At 72.0% G+C, this 24,977-nt stretch carries 19 protein-coding genes; 16 read left to right on the top strand and 3 right to left on the bottom strand.

The features are described from left to right. Positions 1–14: 14 nt before the first annotated feature. On the top strand, positions 15–5,351 hold the full coding sequence (uvrA, locus tag KF837_35840) for an excinuclease ABC subunit UvrA (protein ID MBX3232753.1): 5,337 nt from the start codon (positions 15–17) through the stop codon (positions 5,349–5,351). Positions 5,352–5,485: 134 nt separating this feature from the next. After that, on the top strand, positions 5,486–5,827 hold the full coding sequence (locus tag KF837_35845; protein ID MBX3232754.1) for a hypothetical protein: 342 nt from the start codon (positions 5,486–5,488) through the stop codon (positions 5,825–5,827). Positions 5,828–6,231: 404 nt separating this feature from the next. Here KF837_35845 and KF837_35850 read toward each other — a convergent pair whose 3' ends face one another. Next, entirely contained in the window at positions 6,232–7,398 is a 1,167-nt protein-coding gene (locus KF837_35850) for a lamin tail domain-containing protein (GenBank protein ID MBX3232755.1), read from the bottom strand. Between the two features lie 186 nt (positions 7,399–7,584). Here KF837_35850 and KF837_35855 point away from each other — a divergent pair, with 186 nt between their 5' ends. From KF837_35855 to KF837_35875, 5 genes are all read left to right on the top strand, one after another. Next, positions 7,585–8,931, top strand: a complete 1,347-nt coding sequence (locus tag KF837_35855) for a hypothetical protein (protein MBX3232756.1) — start codon at positions 7,585–7,587, stop codon at positions 8,929–8,931. A gap of 22 nt (positions 8,932–8,953) precedes the next feature. Further along, positions 8,954–9,634, top strand: a complete 681-nt coding sequence (locus tag KF837_35860) for a hypothetical protein (GenBank protein ID MBX3232757.1) — start codon at positions 8,954–8,956, stop codon at positions 9,632–9,634. A 68-nt stretch (positions 9,635–9,702) separates the two neighbouring features. Then, positions 9,703–9,891: a hypothetical protein gene (locus tag KF837_35865; GenBank protein MBX3232758.1), complete on the top strand. Its 189-nt coding sequence runs from the start codon at positions 9,703–9,705 to the stop codon at positions 9,889–9,891. Continuing rightward, the gene (locus KF837_35870; protein MBX3232759.1) at positions 9,888–10,073 is read left to right on the top strand and encodes a hypothetical protein; all 186 of its coding nucleotides are present in this window, start codon (positions 9,888–9,890) and stop codon (positions 10,071–10,073) included. The genes KF837_35865 and KF837_35870 overlap by 4 nt, the downstream gene beginning before the upstream one ends. A 51-nt stretch (positions 10,074–10,124) precedes the next feature. Then, entirely contained in the window at positions 10,125–11,513 is a 1,389-nt protein-coding gene (locus tag KF837_35875; GenBank protein MBX3232760.1) for an aldehyde dehydrogenase family protein, read from the top strand. Positions 11,514–11,534: 21 nt separating this feature from the next. On the opposite strand, the gene KF837_35880 is transcribed toward KF837_35875, so the two are convergent. Continuing rightward, positions 11,535–12,029, bottom strand: coding sequence for a hypothetical protein (locus tag KF837_35880; GenBank protein ID MBX3232761.1), 495 nt, complete (start codon positions 12,027–12,029; stop codon positions 11,535–11,537). A 31-nt stretch (positions 12,030–12,060) separates the two neighbouring features. Between KF837_35880 and KF837_35885 the strand changes: the two genes are divergently transcribed. Then, a complete protein-coding gene (locus tag KF837_35885) occupies positions 12,061–12,756 on the top strand; it encodes a hypothetical protein (protein MBX3232762.1) in 696 nt (231 codons plus the stop codon). 7 nt (positions 12,757–12,763) lie between these two features. Here KF837_35885 and KF837_35890 read toward each other — a convergent pair whose 3' ends face one another. Further along, positions 12,764–13,288 carry a YkgJ family cysteine cluster protein gene (locus tag KF837_35890; protein MBX3232763.1) on the bottom strand — a complete coding sequence of 175 codons (525 nt, stop codon included), beginning with the start codon at positions 13,286–13,288 and terminating at the stop codon, positions 12,764–12,766. Positions 13,289–13,366: 78 nt separating this feature from the next. On the opposite strand from KF837_35890, the gene KF837_35895 reads away from it, so the two are divergent. The 8 genes from KF837_35895 to KF837_35930 are packed head-to-tail and all read left to right on the top strand — an operon-like array spanning position 13,367 to position 24,969. Next, positions 13,367–14,446, top strand: a complete 1,080-nt coding sequence (locus KF837_35895) for a serine/threonine protein kinase (GenBank protein ID MBX3232764.1) — start codon at positions 13,367–13,369, stop codon at positions 14,444–14,446. A gap of 18 nt (positions 14,447–14,464) precedes the next feature. After that, positions 14,465–15,625: a hypothetical protein gene (locus KF837_35900; GenBank protein ID MBX3232765.1), complete on the top strand. Its 1,161-nt coding sequence runs from the start codon at positions 14,465–14,467 to the stop codon at positions 15,623–15,625. A 14-nt stretch (positions 15,626–15,639) separates the two neighbouring features. Beyond that, a complete protein-coding gene (locus KF837_35905; GenBank protein ID MBX3232766.1) occupies positions 15,640–16,806 on the top strand; it encodes a hypothetical protein in 1,167 nt (388 codons plus the stop codon). A gap of 21 nt (positions 16,807–16,827) precedes the next feature. Continuing rightward, the gene (locus KF837_35910; protein ID MBX3232767.1) at positions 16,828–18,507 is read left to right on the top strand and encodes a serine/threonine protein kinase; all 1,680 of its coding nucleotides are present in this window, start codon (positions 16,828–16,830) and stop codon (positions 18,505–18,507) included. Positions 18,508–18,533: 26 nt separating this feature from the next. Continuing rightward, the gene (locus KF837_35915; protein ID MBX3232768.1) at positions 18,534–19,325 is read left to right on the top strand and encodes a hypothetical protein; all 792 of its coding nucleotides are present in this window, start codon (positions 18,534–18,536) and stop codon (positions 19,323–19,325) included. A gap of 3 nt (positions 19,326–19,328) precedes the next feature. Beyond that, positions 19,329–20,696, top strand: a complete 1,368-nt coding sequence (locus KF837_35920) for a serine/threonine protein kinase (protein ID MBX3232769.1) — start codon at positions 19,329–19,331, stop codon at positions 20,694–20,696. A 1-nt stretch (position 20,697) separates the two neighbouring features. Then, on the top strand, positions 20,698–22,311 hold the full coding sequence (locus tag KF837_35925; protein MBX3232770.1) for a hypothetical protein: 1,614 nt from the start codon (positions 20,698–20,700) through the stop codon (positions 22,309–22,311). Positions 22,312–22,368: 57 nt separating this feature from the next. Next, on the top strand, positions 22,369–24,969 hold the full coding sequence (locus tag KF837_35930; GenBank protein ID MBX3232771.1) for a S9 family peptidase: 2,601 nt from the start codon (positions 22,369–22,371) through the stop codon (positions 24,967–24,969). Positions 24,970–24,977 lie beyond the last annotated feature (8 nt).

The raw sequence follows: 24,977 nt of genomic DNA on the forward strand, positions 1-24,977 counted from the left end.
GAGGCGTGTTCCGCATGCTTCCCATCCGCCTCCGCGGAGCTTCGACCCACAACCTTCGCGCCGTCGACCTCGAGCTCGCGCCCGGCGAGCTCGTCGCGCTCACCGGGCCGAGCGGCTCCGGCAAGTCGTCGCTCGCGCTCGACACCCTCTACGCGGAGGGACAGCGCCGCTTCGTCGAGAGCTTCAGCCCCTACGCGCGCCAGTTCCTCGAGCGGCTCGAGCGTCCGCCCGTGCGCGCGCTCGAGCCCGTCGCCGCCACGGTCGCGGTCGATCGCCGCGCGCCGGTGAAGTCGAGCCGCTCCACCGTCGCGACGCTCACCGACCTCGAGCCGTACCTCGCGGCGCTCTTCGCGTGCGAGGCGGTGCCGTCGTGCCCCGACTGCGGGACGGAGGCGGTCCCCACCTCGGCGGTGGACGCCGCGGCGCGCGCGGTGACGGCGATGGCGGATCGCCGCGCCGCGATCAGCTACCCCGTCCGCGTCGAGACGGCGGAGGCGTACCTCGAGCTCCGCGAGTCGCTCGTGAAGGACGGGTACCGCCGGCTCGTCGTCGGCGGCGCGGTCCGCGAGATCGACGACGTGAAGCCGAGCGAGGCAGGACGCCCCGACGTCGCCGTCGAGGTCGTCGTCGATCGACTGAAGGTCGGCGCGGGCGAGCGGCGGCGGCTGCAGCACGCGATCGAGCAAGCCTGGGAGCGAGGCGGCGGGCGCGCCGAGCTGCGCGCCCTCGACGGCGCGGCCGCGCACGTCGCGATCGGGCGCGGGCTCGTGTGCACCGGCTGCGCGCGCTCCTTCGATCCGCCGCGGCCCGGCCTCTTCTCGTACAACTCGCCGCTCGGCGCGTGCGCCGACTGCCGCGGCTTCGGCCGCATCATCGCGGTCGACTGGGACAAGGTCATCCCCGACAAGGAAAAGACGATCGCGAAGGGCGCGATCAAGGCGTGGTCGGGCAAGACGAGCACGTGGGAGCGCGGCGTCCTGGAGCGGTTCGCGAAGAAGCGGAAGATCCCGCTCGACGTCGCGTGGTCGAAGCTCACCGACGAGCAGCGCCGCCTCGTCATCGAAGGCGAAGGCACCTGGGACGGCGGGAAGTACCCCGGCGTCGCGGCGTGGTTCAAGTGGCTCGAGACGCGCACGTACAAGATGCACGTCCGCGTCTTCCTCTCGCGCTATCGCGACTACGTCCCGTGCGGCACGTGCGCCGGCGCGCGCCTCAACAGGGCCGCGCGCACGTACCGCGTCGATGGCAAGGACCTCGGCGCGTGGCACGCGCTCACGGTCGGCGACGCGCTCGAGCGCGTCCGTGCGCTCGAGCCCGCGAGCCCGCAGGGCAAGCGCGTGAAGACGGAGCTCGCCTCGCGGCTCGGCTACCTCGACGCGGTCGGCCTCGCGTACCTCACGCTCGATCGCCAGGCGCGCACGCTCTCCGGCGGCGAGGCGCAGCGCGCGTCGCTCACGACCGCGCTCGGCGCCTCCCTCACCGGCACGCTCTTCGTCCTCGACGAGCCCACCGTCGGCCTCCACGCGACCGACGTGCCGCGCCTCGCGCGCGCGATGGATGACCTCGCGCGCGCGGGCAACACCGTCCTCGTCATCGAGCACGACCGCACGGTGGTGGAGCGCTGCGACCGCGTCGTCGAGCTCGGGCCGGGCGCCGGACCGCGCGGCGGCGCCGTGCTCTTCGACGGCACGCCCGCCGCCCTCGCGAAGAGCGACACCGCGACCGGACGCGCGTGGCGCAAGGACGACGGCGGGACGACGAAGCGCCGGAAGCCCCTCGATTGGCTCGAGGTCCGCGGCGCGCGCGAGAACAACCTCGCGATCGATCGCCTGAAGGTCCCGCTCGGCGTCCTCTGCGCGATCACGGGGCCGTCCGGCTCGGGCAAGAGCACGCTCGCGGAGGACGTGCTCTACCGCACGATCGCGAAGCGGACCGGCGAGAGCGTCCCGAAGGCCGGCGCGTGCGACGGCGTCGACGGCGGCGAGCTCCTCGTCCGCGCGGTGCTCGTCGATCAGTCGCCGCTCGGGCGCACCGCGCGCGGCAACGCCGCGACGTACACGAAGGCGTGGGACCGCGTCCGCGCGCGCTTCGCGGCGGAGCCGGAGGCCGCGCGCCGTGGCCTCGCCGCCGCGTCGTTCTCGTTCAACGTGCCGGGCAAGGGCCGCTGCGAGACCTGCGCGGGCGAGGGCTACGAGACGGTCGAGATGCAGTTCCTCGCCGACGTGATGCTGCTCTGCCCGGTCTGCCACGGGAAGCGCTTCGACGGCGAGGTCCTCGCGGTGACGCACCGAGGGAAGACGGTCGCCGACGTGCTCGCGATGACGATCGAGGAGGCGCTCGCGTTCCTGTCGCCGCCGGGGCGCGATCGCGACTACGCGCTCGAGCGGATGCTCGAGCCGCTCGTGCAGGTCGGGCTCGGGTACCTGCCGCTCGGTCAGCCGCTCTCCACCCTCTCCGGCGGCGAGGCGCAGCGCATCAAGCTCGCGCGCGCGCTCTCGAGCGACACCCTCGGCACGCTCTTCGTCGTCGACGAGCCGAGCGCGGGGCTCCACGCGGAGGACGCCGAGCACGTCGTCGCCGCGCTGCGCTCGCTCGTCGAGGGAGGCGCGTCGGTCGTGATGGTCGAGCACGATCTCTCGGTCATCGCAGAGGCGGACTGGGTCATCGACCTCGGCCCCGGCGGCGGCCCGCGCGGCGGCCGTGTCTGCGCGGAAGGAACGCCGCGGCAGATCGCGCGCGCGAAGACCAAGACGGGCGAGGCGATGCGCGCCACGCGGCGGCCACGCGCCGAGTCGCGCGTCCCGAAGGGCACGGCCGCGGACGCGGTGACGGTCGTGCACGCGCGCGAGCACAACTTGAAGGACGTCTCGTGCAAGGTCCCGCACGGGAAGCTCTGCGTCGTCACCGGCCCCTCCGGCTCCGGCAAGAGCTCGCTCGCGTTCGACGTCGTGTTCGCGGAGGGGCAGCGCCGCTTCATGGAGACGCTGACGCCGTACGCGCGCCAGTTCCTCCCCACCCTGCCGCGCCCCGACGTCGACCTCGTCACCGGCGTCCCGCCGTCGATCGCGCTCGAGCAGCGCACGTCGCGCGCGGGCGCGAGCTCCACTGTCGCGACCGTGACCGAGATCGCGCACTACCTCCGCCTCCTCTACGCGAAGGTCGGGGACCTCTTCTGTCCCGACTGCGGAGGACACGTCGCGCCCGCGGCCCCGGACGCGCTGTTCGCCCGGCTCCGCCGCCTCAAGGGCAAGCGCACGCTCTACGCGCCCGTCGTCCGCGAACGCAAAGGGACGTACCTCGACGTGTTCACCGCCGCCGCGCGCGCGGGGGTGCAGACCGCGCGCGTCGACGGCGCGATCGCGCTTGTCGATCCGCCGCCGCGCCTCGTGAAGACGAAGGAGCACTCGATCGATCTCATCCTCCACTACGGCTCCTTCGACACGCTCGATCGCGCGGTCTTCGATCGTGCGCTCGCGTGGGCGGCGGGCGCGGTGCGCGTCGCGGAGGGGCCGCCGACCGCGCGGCCGTCCGCGACGGAGACGCTCCACTCCACCGCGCGCGCGTGCGGCGCGTGCGGCACCGGCATCCCCGAGCTCGATCCGCGCTGGTTCTCGTTCAACACGAAGCAGGGTCAGTGCGGCGCGTGCGAAGGCACCGGCGTCCGCGGCGGGCTCGCGGAGGACGAAGAGCACGAGGACAACGGGCGCCCGCGCGAGAAGTGCCGCGCGTGCGACGGCGATCGCCTCGCGCCGATCCCGCGCGCGGTGCGCTTCGGCGGCGAGACGTACCCGCGCTTGATGGAGCACTCCGTCGCCGCCGCGCTCGCGCGCATCGAAGCGGTCACGCTCGAAGGCGACGCCGCCACGATCGCGAAGGCGCCGCTCGCGGAGCTCACGCGCCGGCTCCGCTTCGTCGCCCTCGTCGGCCTCGGTTATCTCGGCCTCGGCCGCGCCGCGAGCACGCTGTCCGGCGGAGAGATGCAGCGGCTCCGTCTCTCCGCCCAGCTCGGGAGCGGCCTCACCGGCGCGCTCTACGTCCTCGACGAGCCCACGATCGGGCTCCACCCTCGTGACACGACGCGCCTCATCGGGAACCTCCGCGCGCTCGTCGACACCGGCTCCACCGTCCTCGTCGTGGAGCACGACGCGTCGATCATCCTCGCCGCCGATCACCTGACCGACCTCGGTCCCTCCGGCGGCCGCAACGGCGGGCACATCGTCGCGGAGGGCTCGCCCGCCGCGGTGCTCGCGTCGCCCGCGTCGCCGACCGGTCAGGTGCTGCGCGCGCCGCTCGGCGTGGTGCGCCCTCGCCGCCCGATGAGCGACGTGTGGATCGAGCTCGAGGGCGCGCGCGCGAACAACTTGAAGGACGTGACGTTCCGCGTGCCGGCGGGGCGCATGTGCGTCGTCGCGGGCGTGAGCGGCTCGGGCAAGAGCACGCTCGTGCAGAAGGTCTTCTTCCCCGCGCTCCGGAGGCAGCTCGGCCTCGTCGCGCCGCATCCGGGCCCTCATCGATCGATCAAGGTCCCGAAGACGGTCCGCCGCGCGCTCGCGGTCGATCAGTCGCCGATCGGGCGCACGCCGCGCTCGGTGCCGGCGACCTTCCTCGGGATCTGGGACGAGATCCGGAAGCTCTTCGCGTCGCTGCCGGAGTCGAAGGTCCGCGGCTTCTCGCCGGCGCGCTTCTCCTTCAACACGCCGAACGGCGGCCGCTGCACCGCGTGCGACGGGCAAGGCGCGATCGTCGCGGAGATGAGCTTCCTCCCCGAGGTCGTCACGCCGTGCGAGACGTGCCAGGGCATGCGCTTCGAGCCGTCGACGCTCGACGTGACGTGGATGGGCCTCTCGATCGGCGAGGTGCTGAAGCTCTCGGCGGAGGACGCGGCGGAGCTGTTCGCCGCGCATCCGAAGATCGCGCGCCCGCTCCGGACTCTCACCGAGCTCGGCGTCGGCTACGTGTCGCTCGGTCAGGGCTCGAACACGCTCTCCGGCGGCGAGGCGCAGCGCCTCAAGCTCGCGGGCGAGCTCACCGCCGGGTCCGCGCACGAGCCGACGGTCTACGTCCTCGACGAGCCGACGACGGGGCTTCACCTGTCCGACGTCGCGCGCCTCGTGAAGGTGCTCGATCGCCTCGTCGAGCGCGGCGACACGCTCGTCATCGTCGAGCATCACCCCGACGTGATCGCGAACGCGGACTGGGTGGTGGAGCTCGGGCCGGAGGCGGGCGACGCCGGCGGTCAGATCGTCTTCGAAGGCGAGCCGAAGGCGCTCCTCAAGAAGAAGACCGCGACCGGAAAGGCGCTCTCCGCTTCGTCCGCCTCATCCGCCGCGTCCGCCGAAGCACGAGCGTAGGAACGCCACACGCGCGTGTGCCCGCCCCGGCGCGCGACGCTCGAGATTTTGCGTGCGCTCCGCGTGGATCGCGAGGCATGCTCGATGCAATGCCGCCCGGTACTGTGGACAAAGGACTCTGCATCGTACTGACGTTGACGACGGGCGCGGCGCTGTTCGCCGCGGAGGCGTGTAGCAACGAGACGGACCGACCGCCGGTGACCGATCAGCTCGGCAACGAGCCGAACCCTGGCGGCAACGCGGGGCAAGGCACCGTCGCCGGTGGCGAGGGCGCGCCCGGCGGAGGCGACGACACCGGCGGCGCCGGCGGCGGCGCCGCCGACAGCAACCCGAACGGCGCGATCCCTCCCGCCGGCACGACGCCCACACAACCAGGCGCAGGCACCGGCGCGACGACATCAACCGGCGGCCTCGGCACGACATCAACCGGCGGCCTCGGCACCTCGAGCGGAACCTCGAGCGGAACCTCAGGCTAGTTTTCTTGTTCGAGAGGGCTCTGCCCTCTCGAGCTCTCCCGCCGGGGGTTTCTCTCTCTTGTTCGAGAGGGCTCTGCCCTCTCGAGCTCTCCCGCCGGGGGTTTCTCCGCGCGCGCGGGGCGCGCGCGTCGACGCCCCCGGACCCCCCGAGAGAGAGGGCGAGCCTTCGTCGCCGGCGCCATTGCGTCAGCGACCCCGGCCCGCGGGCTGCGTTGAAGAGCGTGGCAAGCTCGCGACCCCGTCGGGCCTGCATCGGCGAGCAGCGGAGGATGCGCGCGTCTTCGCGCGCGTCCTACGGCTGCGAGCGGGGTGCAGGGGGCGCAGCCCCCTGCACCGAAGAGCTCGCGACCCCGTCGGGCCTGCATCGGCGAGCAGCGGAGGATGCGCGCGTCTTCGCGCGCGTCCTACGGCTGCGAGCGGGGTGCAGGGGGCGCAGCCCCCCTGCGTTGAAGAGCAGCCCCCTGCGGTGAAGACCGGCGGAGGGTGACGAGCGCGAGGGCGAGGCCGAAGAGGGCGGTGAAGCCGGTGCTGGAGCCGGTCGGGCCCGAGGTCATCGCGCAGGCGTCGGGGGCGGTGGCGACGAACTGCGGAGGCGGGGCGCCGGTGCTGGTCGTCGACGCCGCCTTCTTGCTCGGCTTCCGCGTGACGCTGCCGGACGACGTCGCGGAGTCGTCATCGTCGTCTTCCTCTTCGCTCCGGTCGTCGTCCGTGTCGTCGGGAGCCGAGCCCGCGTCGCTGGGCTTGCTCGCGTCGGCCTTGCCCGCGTCGCGGGGCTTCGGCGTCGAGGCGTCGGGGCGCGAGCCCGCATCGGGGCGCGGCGCGGCGGCGTCGGCCGAGACCGGCGGAGGGACGCTCGCGTCGACGGAGTCGCAATCGGGCGAGTCGGTGAGGTGCGGCGCGGGCGGGCCGCTCGTGTCGAAGTCGCTGCTGTTGTCGCCGGTCTCGGCGCAGCCGCCGCCGCGACGGATCGCCGCCTTGTCCGAGCCGAGCGCGCCGGTCGGGTTGCCTTCGTACTGGTTCGCCGCGCCGTAGCCGACGAAGTCGATGAGCGCGTCGAGCTTCTCCTGCTCGCAGGGCGCGTCGGCCTTGCCGCAGACGAGCGCGTCGGCCTCGGTCGTCAACGCGACCTTGCCCTTGTCCTTGCCCATCGCGATGACCTCGCCGGGCTGCGACGCGACGTAGTCGGCCTTCGGCAGCGGATCGCCGACCGGCGTCGCGCTCCCGGGCGCGAGCTGCACGACGTAGTACTTGCCGGGCTTCAGCGTGAAGGCGGGGAGCTTCACGATGTCCTTCGTCGCCGAGAAGCTCGAGGCGGCCGCCGCGTACTGGAGGACCTTGCCGCCGAGCTCGACGTCGGCCTTGCCCCGGTTGAACAGCTCGACGAAGTCGTGCGTGTAGACCGCGCCCGCGTTGCCGCCACCGCCATAAACCTGGCTGATCACCAGGTCTTGCGACTGAACGATGTCGCTCGTCGCGCTCTCCGTATCCTCTTCTTCTCCGCTGCAGCCGACCGCCACCGCGAGGGCGCCGGCGAGGGAGATTCCGAGGAGAAACGTGTTCTTGCGGAGCATGGGCATGAGCTCTCGTTTCTGAAAAGTGTCACCTACATTAGCCCCTGGGGGTTTACCCGCCAGTCCTATGCGCAAAATTTCACCCAATCGCCGCAATCGAGACGTGGAAGAGAGGCGCACGGAAGTCGCGGCTGTCACTCGGTAGGTCTCCCTATCCGACACGATGGTTGGTATGAGTTCCAGCCCATGGCGTCGAAGCCCTCCAAGAAAGAAAAGAAGGCGAAAGCCGGAGAAGGAGAAGAGGAGACGCCCGCGCGCGGTGAGCCGGTCGTGAAGCACGTCGGGGGCGAGGACGTCTCCACACGCCCCACCGAAGCCGATCAGCACGACGTCGAAAAGAGCGACGACCCGCCCTCGGGCGGGGAGGCGGACGTCCCGTGGGTCCCGCCGGTGAAGAGCACCATCTGGAACCGCGCGATTCAGCGATGGATCGCGGTGACGGCCGTCTTCGCGTTCGGCCTCATCATGTGGACGCAGCACCCGTACTTCCGGAACAACGGGCAGTTCTCGCCGTGGCGCACGCTGTTCCCGCCGTTCTTCTTCCTGTGGCTCGCGCTCGGCGTCCCGTACCTCAAGGTCACGCTGCAGCGCTGGGGCGCGATGCGCTACCTGATGCGCGACGCGCCGCTCCACATCCTCCTCCTCACGCGCGCGTTCCAGCGGAAGGAGTTCTGGCGCCGCGTCAAGAACCGCCGCATCAAGACGACGCTCCTCGCGATCGTGGTCAAGGGCTTCTTCACGCCGCTGATGATCGGCTTCGTGACGGGCCACCTGAACTCGATCTCGCGCGCGTGGCTCACGCACAAGCACCTCCCGACGATGGACTACAAGGTCCCGCCGGGCTCGAGCTTCCTCACGGTCTTCGATCTCTGGTGGCACAAGGTCGGGATGCGGCTGCCGGAGATGGTGCCGACGCTGAGCGAGCTCTCGGCGCTCGTGCAGCCGTGGAACTGGTCGCGCGCGGACTTCCAGTGGGGCCTCGGCCTCACGTACGACATCATCTTCGCGGTCGACTGCGGCTGGGCGCTCGTCGGCTACGGCATGGAGAGCCGCTGGCTCAACAACAAGACGAAGAGCGTCGAGCCGACCGCGTTCGGCTGGCTCGTCTGCATGGCGTGTTACCCGCCGTTCAACAACGTCCTCGGCACGTACCTCCCGCTCGAGAACGGCGCGCCCGTCATCGTGCACCCCGACTGGCTCCTCGCGCTCCGTGTGTTCACGGTCTTCCTGTTCGCGATCTACGCCGCCGCCACGGTCGCGTTCGGCCCGCGTTTCTCGAACCTCACGAACCGCGGCATCATCAGCGGCGGCCCGTACCGCTTCGTGCGCCACCCCGCCTACCTCTGCAAGTGCACGGCGTGGTGGATGGAGCATCTCCCCACGATGACGATCACGAAGGGCTTCTTCCTCAGCCTCCTGTGCGGCGTCTATGCGCTCCGCGCGTGGACGGAGGAGCGGCACCTGAGCGCCGATCCCGACTACCTCGCCTACAAGAAGAAGACCCCGTGGGTCTTGTTCCCTGGCGTGTACTGATCGCGCGACCTACGCTCACGGGATGACCACCCGTCCGGAGCCGCTCCAGTTCACCGAAGCCGCGACCGATCCGAAGAGCGTCGGCAACGCGCTCCGGGCCGTCATCGCGGGCAGCGCCGCGACGAAGGTCATCGCCGCGTCGGTGTCGCTCTTCGAGGCCGGCGGCAAGCTCGTCCTCGACGAGGGCTCGCGCACCGCGCTCCGCAGCGCGGCGGAGCGCGGCGCGGAGAAGGCGCTCGCGCTCGCGGCGGGCCCGCTCCTCGGCCCGGCGACGATGCTCGCGAAGCGTCCGGCCACGCTCCTCGCGGAGGGCGCGAAGGCCACGAAGCAGATCGCCCCCGTCGCGGCGAAGGCGGCGAGCCGCGAGATCTTGAAGGGCGCCGGCCGCGCGGCGGGCATCGGCTTCGTCATCGACGGCGCGGTCGCGGGCGTCGAAGCCGCCGCCGCGCTGCGCACGGGCACGATGGACCGCAAGAAGGCGGCGACCTACGTCGCGAAGGAGGCCACGACCGGCGCGATCGCGACCGGCACCGGCATGCTCCTCGGCGCCGGCCTCGTCGCCGTGACGGGCGGCGTCGCCGCCCCCGTCGTCTTCGCGGTAGGCGCCCTCGGCTCCATCGGCACGAAGCGCCTCCTCCGCAAGCTCACCCAACGCCCCGAGCAAGTCGCGGTGCGCGAGATCGAAGCCCCAACCCCCGCGTGACGAGCGCCCGAACGAGCACGACACGACCGAAGTGGCTCCACGCTCGGCTCGGGACTACGCTTCATCTCGTGAACGCGCGCACACGCCAGGTCCTCGAACAAGCCCTCGAGCTGACGACCGAAGAGCGAGCGCTCATCGAGACGGCGCTCGACAAAGAGCTCGAGCAACGGATCGACGATGTCGTCGAGGGCCGCGTCGAGACACGCGACGTCGACGATGTGGATGCAGAGCTCCGCACCCGCTACCCGCGTCGATGACGTCAGCGAAGCCGTGCGGATGCACCCACAAGCCGAGCGCGAGCTCGATCGGGCCGCGGGCCGATACGACAAGCAGCGCGCCGGTCTTCGCCGAGCTGGAAGATCGCTTCCTCGTCGTCGCGGTCGCGCACCTCCGCCGGCATCCCACCTATTGGCGCCGTCGGCTCGCCTCGGTGCCGTAGCGAAGGCGAAAGATCGGGGGATACGCGAACCACCGTCGTAGAGTGAGCCCGATGAGCGCGCATACGATCGACAACCCATTCAGTGGCGACGTCGCCGTCCGCATCGAGACGACCGACGGGGCGGCGCTCGGGCAGGTGCTCGACCGCGCGAAGGTGGCGGCGAAGGCGATCGGCGCGATGTCGATCGAGGAGCGGGTCGCGCTGTGCGACCGGGCGCTCGCCAAGCTCGAGGCGCGGGCGGAGGAGATCGCCGCGGACGTCACGCGGCAGATGGGCAAGCCGCTCGCCCAGGCGCGCGGCGAGATCCGCGGCACCGCCGAGCGCTGGCGCCACATGCAGGCGATCGCGCGAGAGTGCCTCGCCGACGTCGTGCTCGAGCCGAAGGACAACTTCGAGCGCCGCATCGTCAAGGCGCCCCTCGGCGTCGTGCTCGACCTGCCGGCGTGGAACTACCCGCTCCTCACCGCCGTCAACGCGATCGTCCCCGCCGTGCTCGCCGGCAACGCCGTCGTCGTGAAGCACTCGCCGCGCACGCCGCTTTGCGCGACGCACTTCGCGCGCGCGTTCGAAGAGGCCGGCGCGCCCGCCGGCGCGGTGAGCGCGATCTTCCTCGACTACGAGGCGACCGAGCGCCTCGTCGGCGACGAGCGGATCGACGGCGTTCTCTTCACCGGCTCCGTCCTCGGCGGGCACAAGATCCAAGCCGCCGCGAAGGACCGCTTCGTCCCCGTCGGCCTCGAGCTCGGCGGCAATGATCCCGCGTACGCGGCGGAGGACTGCGACCTCGAGAAGACGGTCGAGAACGTCGTCGACGGCGCGATCTACAACGCGGGTCAGAGCTGCTGCGCGGTCGAGCGCGTCTACGTGCACAAGAACGTCTACGACCGCTTCGTCGCCGCGGCGGAGCCGCTCGTGCGCGCGTACGTCATCGGCGATCCGCTCGACGAGAAGACCACCCTCGGTCCGGTCGCGCAGCCGTGGCATCCGAAGGAGCTCGAGGCGTTCGTGGCGAACGCGGTCGCGAAGGGCGCGAAGCTCGTCGCCGGCAGCGGCAAGCCGGTGCAGGTGAACGGCAAGGGCCGCTTCTTCGAAGCGACGATGCTCACCGGCGTCCCGCAAGACGCCGACCTCATGACGAAGGAGTCGTTCGGACCGATCCTCGCGATCGCGCCGGTCGACAGCGACGAAGACGCGCTCGCGAGGATGAACGCCTCGCGCCTCGGGCTCACCGCGAGCGTCTGGACGAAGGACAAGGAGCGCGCGGCGCGCATGGCGCGCGACCTCGAGTTCGGCACCGTCTACATGAACCGCTGCGACGCGCTCGACCCCGCGCTCCCGTGGACCGGCTGGAAGGACAGCGGCCGCGGCGCCACCCTCAGCCGCCTCGGCTTCGACGGCCTCACGCGCCCAAAGGCGATCCACTTCCGCCTCGCGCTCTGACGCGCGCGCGCCGACGCAACGTCAATACTGCGTGGTGAACACGTCGTAGTGTGGCGTCTTCGGCCAGGTCAGCGCGCGGATGGCGTCCTCGATGCACGCCGTGACGGCGGGGGACTTCGGGTGCGTGTCGACGCCGACGCCGAACGCGTGGCCGTCGTGGACGACGAGCCTGACCCGCACCTGCGTCGCGTGCGGCGCGCCGCAGTCGCCGACGAACTTCGCGCCGCGCAACGGCTCGGAGAGCTCACGATCGCTCATCTTCGGCCCCGCGTCGACCGGAGGCTGCGCCTTCGCGATCGCGAGCGCCTCGTCGTAGCTCAGCGGCCGATCCGGGATCGCGGGCGGCGCCGGCGCGGCATCGACCTCGACCTCGCGCGGCGGCGCCCACCCCGCCGGCATCGGCGGCACCTCGAGCGCCCCCGCCACCGGCGGCTTCGCCTCGGGCGAGCACGCGACGACGACAGAAACCCACGCGACGACGAGACCCCACGCGACGACGACGCTCCGCGCGTTCACGCGGCCCAGCATACGAGCGTATGCTCCGCGCATGACGACCTACTGGATCGTGCCTGGGGACGCGGGGGACGCTGGCTGGGAGCACGGGCTGCCGCCGTCGGTGAGCGCGGCGGCGTGGCCGCGGCATACGTACAACGGCATGCCGCTCGTGCACGGCTTCACGCTGCGCCTTCCCCCCGAGTACCGCGTCCGCGGCGCCGAGCGCGTCGGGCTCAGCTACTTCCACCCCGGCGACAGCGAGTCGTACTCCGTGAAGGAGCCGCTGGGCGAGCGCGTCCGCGCCGTGCTCGGAGCAGCCCCGCTCGAGCGCGCCGAGAACGACGACCCGTTCTTCCGCGCGCTCGCGCAGTACGCGCGGCATCGCCCCGACAACGTCCAGTGGTTCGAGGACATCCTCGGGCACACGCACGCGATCGTCTGGCATACCGAGGCCGAGCTGAACGGCCCACCCGGCGAGCGACCGAGCGAGCCGCTCCCGCAGGGCCTCGAACCGAAGACGATGCTCCTCGACGCCGACGTGCCCCCGCCGAAGAAGCTCACCTTCGCGCCGGCCGAGCCGGAGAGCCCCCACATCCAGCTCGGGCACCCGCTCCACTGGATCCAGGCCGAGGTCGACGGCTTCGGCGACATCGTGATGGAGATGGAAGACGGCGTCGGCCGCGCGAACTACGGCTCCGGCAACTGCCAGGTCGACCTCGCGAACGGCCTCCTCGACTGGGCCTGCTGACGCGGCCCTACTCCACGACCGGGAGCCGGCGCTTCGAAGCCGCGCTCGAAGCGGCCGCGAAGAGGCTCCGCAGCGCCACGCGTTCGCCGTTCGCCTGCGCGCGCGCGAGGCGCTCCTCGAACGGACCGATCGACCAGCAGTCGTCCGCCGCGAGCTCCTCGAGCGGAGGGCCGGCCGCGTTCTTCGGACAGATGTCGCGCGCCTCGTAGACCTCGCCGCTGTCCTCGTCCTCCTCGATCCATCGGAGCGGCAAGCCCTGCGTGCGGCAGACGTACGGGCGATGGGCGTAGACCCGGCAGCGGCCGGCGCGATCGAGGAACGCGCACGCGCCCTCGGGATGCGGCTCCTCGCTCGCGAGCAGCTCCGCGTGATGGCGCGCGATGTTCGCGGCCTCGAGCGCGAACACGGTGAGCCCGTCCGTGCAGCAGTCGCTGCAGCCCTCACCGCACGTCAGGCGCGCGCGGTTCGCGAGTAGGACCGGCGCCGCGACCTCGTCCACCGCGGCATGGAGCTTCTCGATCCAGGCGCTCACCGCGCTCTCGTAGCGCGCCGGCCGACCACCTGTCGAGGCAGGCGCCGCGCCGATGATGTAGGCTGTCCCGCGGCAGCGTTGAAGCTCGGCACGATCATCGCGAACAAATTCCGGATCGAGCGCGTGATCGGCCGCGGCGCGATGGGCGTCGTCGTCGAGGCGACCGACCTCATCATCCACCGCCGCATCGCGGTGAAGCTGATCCTCCCGCACCACGCGGCCGATCCGCAGCTCCGCGGCCGCTTCATCCGCGAGGCGCAGGTGATGACGCGCCTGACGACCGAGCACGTCGCGCGCGTCCTCGAGGTCGGCGAGCTCCCCGACGGCATGCTCTTCCTCGCGATGGAGCTGCTCGAAGGCCAGACGCTCGAGCAGCTCATCCAGGGCGGTCCCCTCCCCGTCGTCGACGCGGTCGACCTCCTCCTCGAGGCCCTCGACGCCGTCGTCGAGGCGCACTCGCTCGGCCTCGTCCATCGCGACATCAAGCCGTCGAACATGTTCCTCGCCGCGCGGAAGGGGAAGCCGCCGATCCTCAAGATGCTCGACTTCGGCATCGTGAAGGACACGCAGAACGCGCAGCGCCTCACCGCGACCGGCACGCTCCCGGGCACGCCCGCGTACATGGCGCCGGAGCAGGTCGCGATGGAGGAGCACCTCATCGACGCGCGCGCCGACGTCTGGGCGCTCGGCATCACGCTCTACGAGATCCTCACCGGCGACGTCCCGTTCACCGGCTCGATGAACGAGATGCTCACGAAGATCCGATCGCAAGCGCCGCCCCGCCTCCGCGCGAAGCGCCCCGACGTCGCGCCCGAGCTCGAGAACGTCATCAACCGATGCCTCTCGAAGCACCCCACCGATCGCTACGCCAACGCCGGCGAGCTCGCGGCCGCGCTCCAGGACATCCGCCAGCGCGGCCTCCTCCGCAGCGAGCGCGGCGCCGAGCGACGCGAGGTCCAGACCGAGATGAGCATCGTCCGCCGCAACGCGCGCGACGCGCCGACCGAGGCCGACTCCGGCGTCGTGCCGGCCGCGACCGCGCTGGCGGCGCCGAAGAAGAGCGGGAGCGGCGCGCTGATCGTGATGCTGCTCCTGCTCACCGTCGTCGCCGTCATCGCGCTCGTCGTCGCGATGAAGACCCGCTTGATCCCGCACTGAAGTGATACCGTGACGTTCGTGCGTCGCTTCGCTTGGGCCGCGCTCGCGCTGGGGCCGCTCGCTTGCGGGCTCGTCTATGCGCCGGGAGACTTCATCGGCGAAGGCGAAGGCGACGTCGCGCTCGACGCCGGCGCCGACCGCGACGAGATCGCGATCCCGGACGCGACCCCCGACGTCGTCCCCGACGCGACCGCGCCGGACACCCGCATCGTCATCGTCGGCGGACATCGCCCGCCGCTGAGCGGCGAGACCGGCGCCGCCAACGTCGCCGAGACGATGCGCACGACGCTCTCCGCCGAGGGCGTGCTCGGTCCCTGGCAGTTCGACGCGCCGCCGCCGGTCGCGGCGCAGTGGACGAACGCGCGGATCGCCGGCGGCGACCTCTTCGTCCACAACACGAGCGCGTTCGCGCGCGCGCCCTTCTCCGATCGCGTCGCCGGCCCGTGGAGCACGGGCGCGATCAAGGCGGGCGCGAGCGGCATCCGGCCGTGGCTCCTCTCCGAGCACGGCTTCCTGTCCGGCGCGACCACGACCGCGCTCGTCCACAACTCGCTCCGCTTCCTCGACGACGGCGGCCTCGGCGACTGGACGCCGAGCGCGGCGCAGGTCGCGGTCGAGCGCACCGAGGTCACGCTCGCGCGCACGCAAGGCCTCGTCTACGTCGTCGGCGGACGGCGCACCGCCACCGGCGCCACCACGACCGCCGAGTCCAGCGTCGAGGTCGGGACGATCGACGCGAACGGGGCCCTCGGCGCCCTCCGGCTCGTCAACGACATCGGTCTGAAGAAGGGCACCGGCACGCTCTACGCCGTCTACGCCCCGATCGCGGTCGCGGGCGAGGGCCGCCTCTTCGTCCTCGGCGGTGTCCCCCAGCACCCCGCGACCAAGCTGATCGATCGCGCGTTCGTCGCGAGCATCGTCGACCCCGCGACCGGCACCCTCGGCGACTGGGCGGAGCTGCCGCTCTTGCCGGCGCCGATGAGCGCCTTCGCCGCCGTCGTCACGAGCGGTCACCTCCTCGTCTTCGGCGGCTCGTTCACGGGGGAGACGTCGACCGAGCAGGTGAGCGACGCCGTCCTCGACCTCGCGATCCACGCGGACGGTACCTATGGCGCGGCGTGGCAGAGGATCGGTACGCTTCCGGGACCGCGCTCCGGCATCGTGGCGGCGACGTATTGATGAAGCGACGTTCCATGATCCTCTCTGCATCGATCGCCGCGGCGGCGGTCGGCTGCGCGCTGACCTACGCGCCCGGCGACTACGGCGGCGCCGCGCCGCCCGCCGCCCCCGACGCGAGCGCGCCGGCCGACGCGACGCCGAGCGTCGACGCCGACGGCGACGTCGTCACGCCGCCGATCGAGGCCGGCCCCGCGCGCCCGGCGCTGCACCTCCTCGTCGTCGCCGGCGAGCGCGACGGCGCCGACACCGCGACGAGCGACGTGTGGAGCGCGCCGATCGACGAGCGCGGCGAGCTCGGCGAGCTCACGGTCCTCCCGCCCGGCCCCGTCCGCGGCCCTCGCTCCGCGATCGCGATCGCGGACGGACACCTCCTCGTCGCGACGAAGACGAACGCCGATCGCGTCGTCGAGCGCGCGCCCTTCGACGGCGGCTCCTCCTTCTCGTGGCAGACCTCCGTCGTCGCGAACCCGAGCCCGACCGCCTTCGGCCAGCTCTTCGCCGGCTCCGCGTTCGTCGCCGCCGGCGGCTACACGACGAGCACGGAGTACGACCCCGAAGGCTTCCCGTACACGGTGACGACCCAGAGCACCGGCGTCCACCTCTCGCGCCCCGACGCCGGCGTCTATCCGAAGGCGCTCGAGGCGTCATCGACGAAGCTCCCGACCGGCCTCCACGACATCACGTTCGTCACGTACGGAGGGCTCGTCTTCTTCTGGGGCGACGGCGACGCGGCCACCCAGCGGAGCCGCATCTTCGCCGCGCGCGTCGATCCCGCGACCGGCCTCGGCGCGATCGTGCCCTTGCCCGATCCGATCACGAACCCACAAGCAGGCAAGGCGCACACACCGGCCACGCCGATCGCCTGCGCCGGCGAGGGGCACCTCTTCATCCTCGGCGGCGACAAGAGCGACGTCACGGTCACGGCGACGATCGACGAGCTGAACGCGACGTTGGGCCCATGGAAAGCGGGCCCGCCGCTGCCGACGACGCTGAAGGGCGCGGGCTGCGCGGTGTGGAACGGCCGCGTTCACGTCCTCGGCGGCCTCGCGGGGGCGAGCAACGTCCGGAGCGATCGGATCTACTCCGCCACCGTCGCCGCCGATGGGACCATGGGCGCCTGGGTCGCCTCGCCGCGCACCCTCCCCGGCCCGCGCTCGAATGTCTTCGCCCTCACCTACTGAGGGGAGTACGATCCACCCTTGATGATGGGTGTCGCCCCCTCGTCCGGGGGCAAGCTGGGACGGTACGAGCTCCACGGCGCGATCGCGCGCGGTGGCATGGCGACCGTCTACGTCGCGCGCATGAGCGGCGCGGCCGGCTTCGCGCGCACCGTCGCGGTGAAGCGTCTCCACCCTCACCTCGCGGCGGACTCGACCTTCAGCGCGATGTTCATCGACGAGGCGCGCCTCGCCGCGCGCATCCGCCACCCGAACGTCATCGACACGCTCGACGTCGTGGCCGAGGGCGGCGAGCTGTTCCTCGTCATGGACTTCGTCCTCGGCGAGACGCTCGCGAAGCTCGTTCGCGTCGCGCAGAACCGCGGGATCATGATGCCGGCGCCGGTGGTCTCGAGCATCATCATCGGCGCGCTCGAGGGCCTGCACGCCGCGCACGAGGCGACGAGCGAACGCGGCGAGCCGCTCGGCATCGTCCATCGCGACGTCTCCCCGCAGAACATCCTCGTCGCGCGCGACGGTGTCGCCCGCGTCCTCGACTTCGGCGTCGCGAAGGCGGCCGGCCGCGTGCAGGAGACCGAGGGCGGCGAGCTCAAAGGCAAGCTCGCGTACATGGCGCCGGAGCAGCTCACGCGGAAGGAGATCGATCGCCGTTGCGACGTCTTCGCGATGGGCGTCGTGCTGTGGGAGGCGCTCACGACGAAGCGGCTCTTCGCCGGCGACGACGCGGCGAGCACGCTCTACGCGGTGATGAACGAGCCGATCACGCCGCCGAGCCAGCTCGTCCCCGGCGTCCCACCCGCGGTCGACGAGGTGGTGCTGAAGGCGCTCGAGCGCGACGTGACGAAGCGCTTCGCCACCGCGCAGGAGATGGCGGTCGCGCTCGAAGCCGCGGTCCCGCCCGCGCCGACGCGCCACGCCGGCAAGTGGGTCGAGGAGCTCGCCGCCGACGCGCTGAAGATACGCGCGGACATCGTGCGCGCGATCGACGGCGCGGCGTCGGTGGTCCAGTCGGTCACGGTGCCGCTCGACGACCTCACCGGCGCGCAGCTCGGGCCGCCGAGCTCCGCGCGCATCGCGGCGCCGCCGACGCCGCCGCCCGGCACGGAGTCGTGGCGCCACGTCCCGAACGGCACGCCGATCGACAGCCCCGGCATGTCGGGCGTCTCCTCCGTCACGCACGCGTCCGGCGTCTCGAACGCCTCGTCGACCTCGCACGTCACGCCGCACGCGCACCTGGTGCCCGCGCCCGCCGCCGCCAACCGCGACCAGGGCGTGAAGCTGCTCGTCATCGGCGGTCTCTTCGCCGCGATCGCGATCATCGGCATCGTCATGAGCGTCGTCGCGCTCAGCGCTCGCTCGCGCGCCGCGGCCGCGGCCGCCGCGGAGGTCGAGGCCGCCGCCTCGCCCCCGGTCGTCGCCACGACGCCGACGGAGGTGCCCCCGTCCCCCGTCGTCGCGCCGAAGCCGGCGGAGCCCGCGCTGGAGCTCCCGGCCGAGACGGCCGAAACGGCCGAGACGCCCGAAGCCGCGGAGTCCGCCGACGCCGCCGCGCCCCAGGCCGCCGCGCCCCAGGCCGCGCCGGCCTACGCGAAGACCGCCAAGCCCGCGCCGAAGCCCGCCGCCGCCGCCGACTGTGCCGATCCGTTCACCGTCGACGCGAACGGCATCAAGCGTCCGAAGCTGCAGTGCTTCGGCCCACGCTGACGCGAGCTCGCCTATACTCGCGCTCGATGAGGCTCCTTCGGGTCACCGCGCTCCTCGCCGCGCTCTCCGCGGCGTCGCCGGCGCTCGCGGACGATGCAACATGCATCCAATCCTACGAGGCGACGCAGACGCTGCGGAAGGCGTCGAAGCTGAAGGACTCGCACGCCGAGGCGGCGAAGTGCGCCGACGCCGCGTGCCCCGCCGTCCTCGTGAAGGACTGCCAGAAGTGGCTCACCGAGATCGACCGAGAGCTCGCGTCGCTCGTCTTCGAGGTGAAGGACCCGAACGGCGAGCCGCTCACGAACGTGAAGGTCACGCTCGACGGACAGCCGCTCGTCGACAAGATCGACGCGAGCCCCGTCGTCGTCGACCCCGGCACGCTCACGCTCCACTTCGAGTCGACCGACGGCAAGGGCAAGCCGGTCGATCAGACCGTGACCGTGAAGGACGGGGAAAAAGCGAAAAAGATATCCGTCACGCTCGGCGGCGCGCCGAAGCCCCCCGCCCCCGTCGCGCCGCCCGAGCGCCCGATCCCGGTCGGCGCGTTCGCGTTCGGCGGCGCCGGCGTCGTCGCGCTCGGCGTCGGCGCCGCGTTCGCGGTCCTCGGCGCCTCCGCCGAGAGCGACCTCGAGTCGTGCAAGGGCCGCTGCCCCGCCGACGACGTGAACGGCGTCTCGACGAAGTACGCCGTCGCCGACATCCTCTTCGCCGCCGGCGCCGTCTCCCTCGTCGCCGCGGCGTACATCTTCCTCACCCGCCCCGCGTCGGCGCCCCCCACCACCGGCGCGCTCCGGCGCGGCCTCACCTTCGAGTTCTGATCGATGGCGCTCGAAGGCTTCCAGGTCCTGCAGGAGATCCAGCCCGAGCGCGGCCGCCGGGTGTACCTCGCGCGGAGCAAGGGCGAGAAGGTCGTGATGATCCGCGTCCTCTCCGCCGACGCGCCGTCGAGCGACATGACGACCGCGCTGACGAAGGAGGCCTCGCTCGGCGCGCGCCTCGATCACGAGGCGATCGTCCAGACGCGCTCGATGATCCTGAAGGACGACATGGTGGCGGTCGTCACCGATTTCCTCCCCGGCGTCTCGCTCCAGCGCCTCCTCCGCTTCGCCGCCGGCCGCGACGTCCGCCTCCCCGACGTATGTGCATATTACATCCTCGAGCGCGTCCTCGCCGCGCTCGCCGCCGCCCACGGCACGAAGGGCGAGCCGATCCTCCACCGCGCGGTCGCGCCCGAGAGCGTCATCGTCGGCTGGGACGGCACGGTGAAGCTCGCCGACTTCGGGCTCGCGCGCATGCGCCAGATCGTCGGCGGCCCGATCGCGACGGACGAGGCGTCGACGCTGATGGCGCCGGAGGGCACCCGCGGCGAGAAGCTCGACGCGCGGAGCGACGTGTTCCTCGCCGGCCTCCTCGCGGTGCGCCTCCTCACCGGGCGCACGCCGTACGCGCGCTTCCGCGCCTCGAAGGCGGAGCACATCCTCGCGATGGCGGAGGGCGAGGTCACCCCGCTCGCGAAGACGCGCCCCGACATGCCCGCCGCGCTCCGCGAAGCGATCGACACCGCGCTCGAGAAGGATCCCGCGAAGCGCACCGTCACCGCGCAGGGCCTCCTCGATGCGCTGCGGTCGAGCACCGAGACCGGCCAGGGCAAGGCCGCGCTCGCGAAGCTGCTCGGGCGCTGGCGCGAGCCGCTCGAAGGCGCGGTGACGCCGTGGGAGCGCCGCGCGTCGCTGCCGGACGACGTGCCGGAGGAGGCGGAGGGCCTGATGAAGCCCGGCACCCTCGCCCTCGCCCTCTCCGACGAGCGCCCGAGCGACGGCGCGCTGATCGCGAGCGGGAGCAAGGCCCCGCCCGAGCCATGGCAGAAGCGCGACGGCGAGGGCGAGGTCCCGACCGAGGAGGTCGCGCTCAAGCCGACCGATCCGAACACGAGCCTCTCGCGCATGGGCTCGATCGCGCCCGACGCGCTCGTGATGCCGCTGCCGGCGATGCGGATCACGATGCCGGAGCTCCCGACCTACGGCGGGCCGCCGGTGAACGTCTCCGTCCGCCCGCCGCCGAAGCAGAGCGTGTTCTCGGGCAAGGTGCTCGCGGTGGTGCTCCTTACCGGCGCGCTCGTCCTCCTCGGCGGCGCGTTCATCCTGTTCCGCTGGCTGCTCACGCCGCCGGGGCCGCCGCCGAAGCGCTGACATGCAAGACCGCCGGCGCGACAGCACCTTCGTCGTGCTCATGCGCGTGACCTTCTTCCTGGTCGCGTCGGTGGTCGGCGTCGTGCTCCTCTACATGGCCGGTGAGGAGTACGGCCAGTCGAGCAGCGCCTTCAGCCGCCACCGCGAGCCGGCCGCCCCTCCGCGCGTGTTCCTGAAGGGCACGCTCCGCCAGGTCGCGACGGGAGGCACCCCGCCGCTCTGCATGGTCAATCACGAGCGCTACGGATCGTGCGGCAAGACGTCGTGCTGGAAGTACTTCGAGGGGTTCACCTCGTCGAACGCGAAGCTCGACGTGAGCTGGTCGTCGACGCCGGTCGGCTCGGAGGTGGACCTCGCGTCGGGCTTCCACTACGAGCCGTGGACGCCGCCGCGCGAGGTGAGCGACGCGAGCCGAACGGCGGAGTGGAAGCTCGTCGCCCGCCAGAACAACCTCGGCTTCGACGAGCACCAGTTCAGGACCGGCGTCGATCGCGTCGTCGAGTACTGTCTCCCCGTCGGCGCCGAGGTCTACATCCAAGGCTGCGTCGCGCCGGACAAACCGAACCTGATCCGCGCGTGCCCGGACGAGTCGCTCTACGGCGTCACGAGCCACGGCGGCGATCGCCAGGCGGTCATCGACGACGCCGCCGATCTCCTCGCGCGCTACGTCGGCGGCGCCGGGCTCGCGTTCCTGGTCGCCGCGCTCGTGTGGCTGCGCCCGCGGCGCGCGCTCGCGACCGCGCTCGAGGACCGCGCCGCTCCGCACCGGCGCGGGCTCGGGGCGGCGTGGGCGATCCTCGCCGTGCCGCCGCTCCTCGGCTTCTCCGTCCTCCTCATGCACGCGTCGCGGCCACCGAGCTCGTGGTCGACCGGCCGCGGCGGCTTCGCGTTCGCGCTCTCCATCTTCTGCGTGTGGCTCCTCTTCGCGCTGAGCCGCCTCCTCGAGCGGCGCCGCATGCTCCACGCGCTCGCGCCCGTCCTCGCGACGCCGCGGAGCCCGCTCGCGACGGCCTCCGGCACCGCCGAGCTCGCGGTGCGCGCGCGCCAGCGCGGCGAAGGTCTCCGCGCGTTCATCGGCGACGACGTCGTCGCGTTCTCGCAGATCCGGATCAAGGAGGCCTACCGCAGCGGGAAGAACACGCCCGTCCGCGAGTGCGGCGTCTTCACGCCGAGCCCGGAGCTCGAGGTCGTCGACGAGAGCGGCGACGGCGTGCTCCACCTCGAGCGCTCCGTCCTCGACGTCGAGCTCCGGCGCGTGACGCTGCCCCAGCTCTCGCCGCGCTACGCCGAGCGCGGGATCGTCGTCGACCATCACCCGAGCCACGTCCACTTCATCGTCGAGGAGCAGGTGATCAAGGACGGCCAGCCGCTCTACGTCCTCGGCGACGTGAGCAAGCTCGAGATGAAGACGGAGGGCCACGGCTACCGCGACGTCCGCGGATCGCCGACGCTCGGCGGCGCCGGCTCCGCGCCGGTCCTCGTGCACGCCGGCGACGAGCGCGGCCTCATCGAGCTGCTCACGCGCGACGCGCGCTTCGCGAACAGCTACGCCGTCGTCGCGGCGATGGTCTGCACCGGCATCGGCGCGGCGCTCTTCGCGCTCGCGAGCCTCTGAGCCGAGCGCGCGCGGAACACCGCGAGCGCGAGCGCGTCTTGGGCTAAGCTGCGCCGCGTGAAAGCCACGACCGTCACGTGCCTCTTCCCGCTCGTCCTCGTCGCCGCGTGCACGCCGGCGGCCTCTCCGCAGGGCAGCGGCCCGCCCGCGATCCCGCCGCCGGTCGTCTCGAACACGCCGCCGCCGACCGCGACGCCGCGCCAGGCGTCGCCGCCCCCCGTCGTCTCGAGCTACGAGAAGCCGCCGCAGTCGATCCTCGACGTGATGCACTCGCCGCCGCCGCCGTCGCCGTACGCGAGCCCGACCGGCGAGCGCATCTTGCTCGTCACGAACGTGGAGTACCCGTCGATCGCGCGCGTCGCGGAGCCGTTCCTGCGCCTCGCGGGCGTGCGCCTCGAGCCGCGGAACCGGAGCAAGCACGACACGCCGAACGGCTACGGCATCCGCCCATGCGCGCGCGACTACACGCTCGTCACGGTCCCCTCCGGCGAGACGAAGAAGGTCGCCCTCCCGCCGAGCGGCTGCGCGAGCCCGCCCTCGTGGTCGGTGGACGGGACGAAGTTCGCGTTCCTCAACGCCGCGACCGAGTCGGTCGAGGTCTGGGTCGGCGACGCGGCGACGGGCGAGGTCCGTCGCCTCGAGGGCGTGCGCGCGAACCCGATGCTCGATCACACGATGCAGTGGAGCGCCGATCAGAAGGCGCTCCTCGTGAAGGCGGTCGTGGAGGACGCGGGCCCGCCGCCGCCCGCCCCGCCGGTGCCGCCCGGCCCCTCGGTGCAGGAGTCCACCGGCAAGGGCGAGAGCAGCACCTACGAGACGCGCGACACGCTGCAGAACAAGCACGACGAGGACCTCTTCGACTACTACGCGACGTCGCAGCTCGTGCTCGTCGACGTCGCCGGCGGCGGGGTGAAGAAGGTGGGCAAGCCCGCGATCTACAAGGACGTCGACATGGCGCCCGACGGCGTCCACGTGCTCGTCGAGACGGTCCACAAGCCCTACTCCTACGTCACGACCGTCGAGCGTTTCCCGAAGGACGTCGGCGTCCTCGACGTGCAGAAGGGCGACGTGCACAAGCTCGCGTCGCTCCCGCTCGCCGATCGCGTCCCGGTCCACGGCGTCCCGCTCGGCCCGCGCGCCTTCAACTGGCGCTCGAACGAGCCGGCGACGCTGATCTGGGCGGAGGCGCTCGACGGCGGCGACTGGAAGCAGAAGGTCCCGCACCGCGACAAGGTGATGATGCAGAAGGCGCCCTTCACCGCGGCGCCGGTGGAGGTCACGAAGACGGAGCACCGCTTCACCGGCTTCCACTGGGGCGAGAAGCCGGACCTCGCGTTCCTCCACGAGCACGACGAGAACCGCCACTGGCGCCGCACGTTCGTCGTGAACGTCGACCAGCCGACCGCGAAGCCGCGCCTCTTGTGGGACCTCTCGACCGACGAGAAGTACAAGAACCCGGGCACGCTCGTGCAGCGGCCGCTCGCGAACGGCGCGTGGGTCGTGCGTCAGGACGGCGCCTCCGTGTTCCTCCGCGGCGCGGGCGCCTCGCCGACGGGCGATCGTCCCTTCCTCGATCGCCTCGACCTCGGCACCTTCAAGTCGGAGCGCCTCTTCCGCTCCGACAAGACCGCCTACGAGTCGTTCGTCGCGTTCGCGTCGCCGAAGCCGACCGAGCGCACGTTCATCTCGTGGCACCAGTCGCCGACCGATCCCCCGAACGCGTTCCTCCGCACGCCCGGCGCCGCCGTCTCCGGCGCCCCGCCCGAGGGCGAGCCCGCCTTCACGTCGACGAGCGCCCCGATTACGAAAATGCCGGATCCGGCGCCCCAGGTCCGCGCGATCAAAAAGCGGCTCGTGAAATACAAGCGCCGCGACGGCGTCGACCTCTCTTTCACGCTTTACACGCCGCCGGACTACAAAGAAGGCACGAAGGTCCCCTCCATCCTCTACGCCTATCCGCTCGACTACGCCGACGCGAAGGCGGCGGGCCAGGTCACCGGCTCGGAGCAGACGTTCACGCGCCTCCGCCAGTTCCGCCTCCTGCTCCTCGCCGGATACGCCATTATCGACAACGCCGCATTCCCGATCGTCGGCGATCCGAAGAAGGCCTATGACACGTATCTCGAGCAGCTGACCGACGACGCGAAGGCGGCGGTCGACAAGGCGGTCGAGCTCGGCGTCGTCGACCCGGACCGCATCGGCGTCACCGGCCACAGCCACGGCGCGCTGATGACGGCGAACCTCCTCGCGCACACGAACCTGTTCCGCGCCGGCGTGGCGACGAGCGGCTCCTACAACAAGACGCTCACGCCCTTCGGCTTCCAGAACGAGCGCCGCTCGGTCTGGGACGCGCAGTCGGTCTACATCAAGGCGTCCCCGTTCTTCTACGCCGACAAGCTGAAGCTCCCCATCCTCATCATGCACGGTGACGACGACGCGAACCCGGGCACGACCCCGCTCCAAGCCCGCAAGCTCTTCGAAGCCATCCGCGGCAACGGCGGCACGACCCGCCTCGTGATGCTCCCCCACGAGCCCCACTGGTACACGGCCCAAGAATCGAACGAGCAATACCTCGCCGAAATGCTCCGCTGGTTCGACAAATACGTAAAAAACGCCTCCGGCCCCCGCCCCCCGGCCCCCACACTGCCGAAGAAGTAGCTACACGC

The sequence above is a fragment of the Labilithrix sp. genome (assembly GCA_019637155.1).
Lineage (GTDB): Bacteria > Myxococcota_A > Polyangia > Polyangiales > Polyangiaceae > Labilithrix.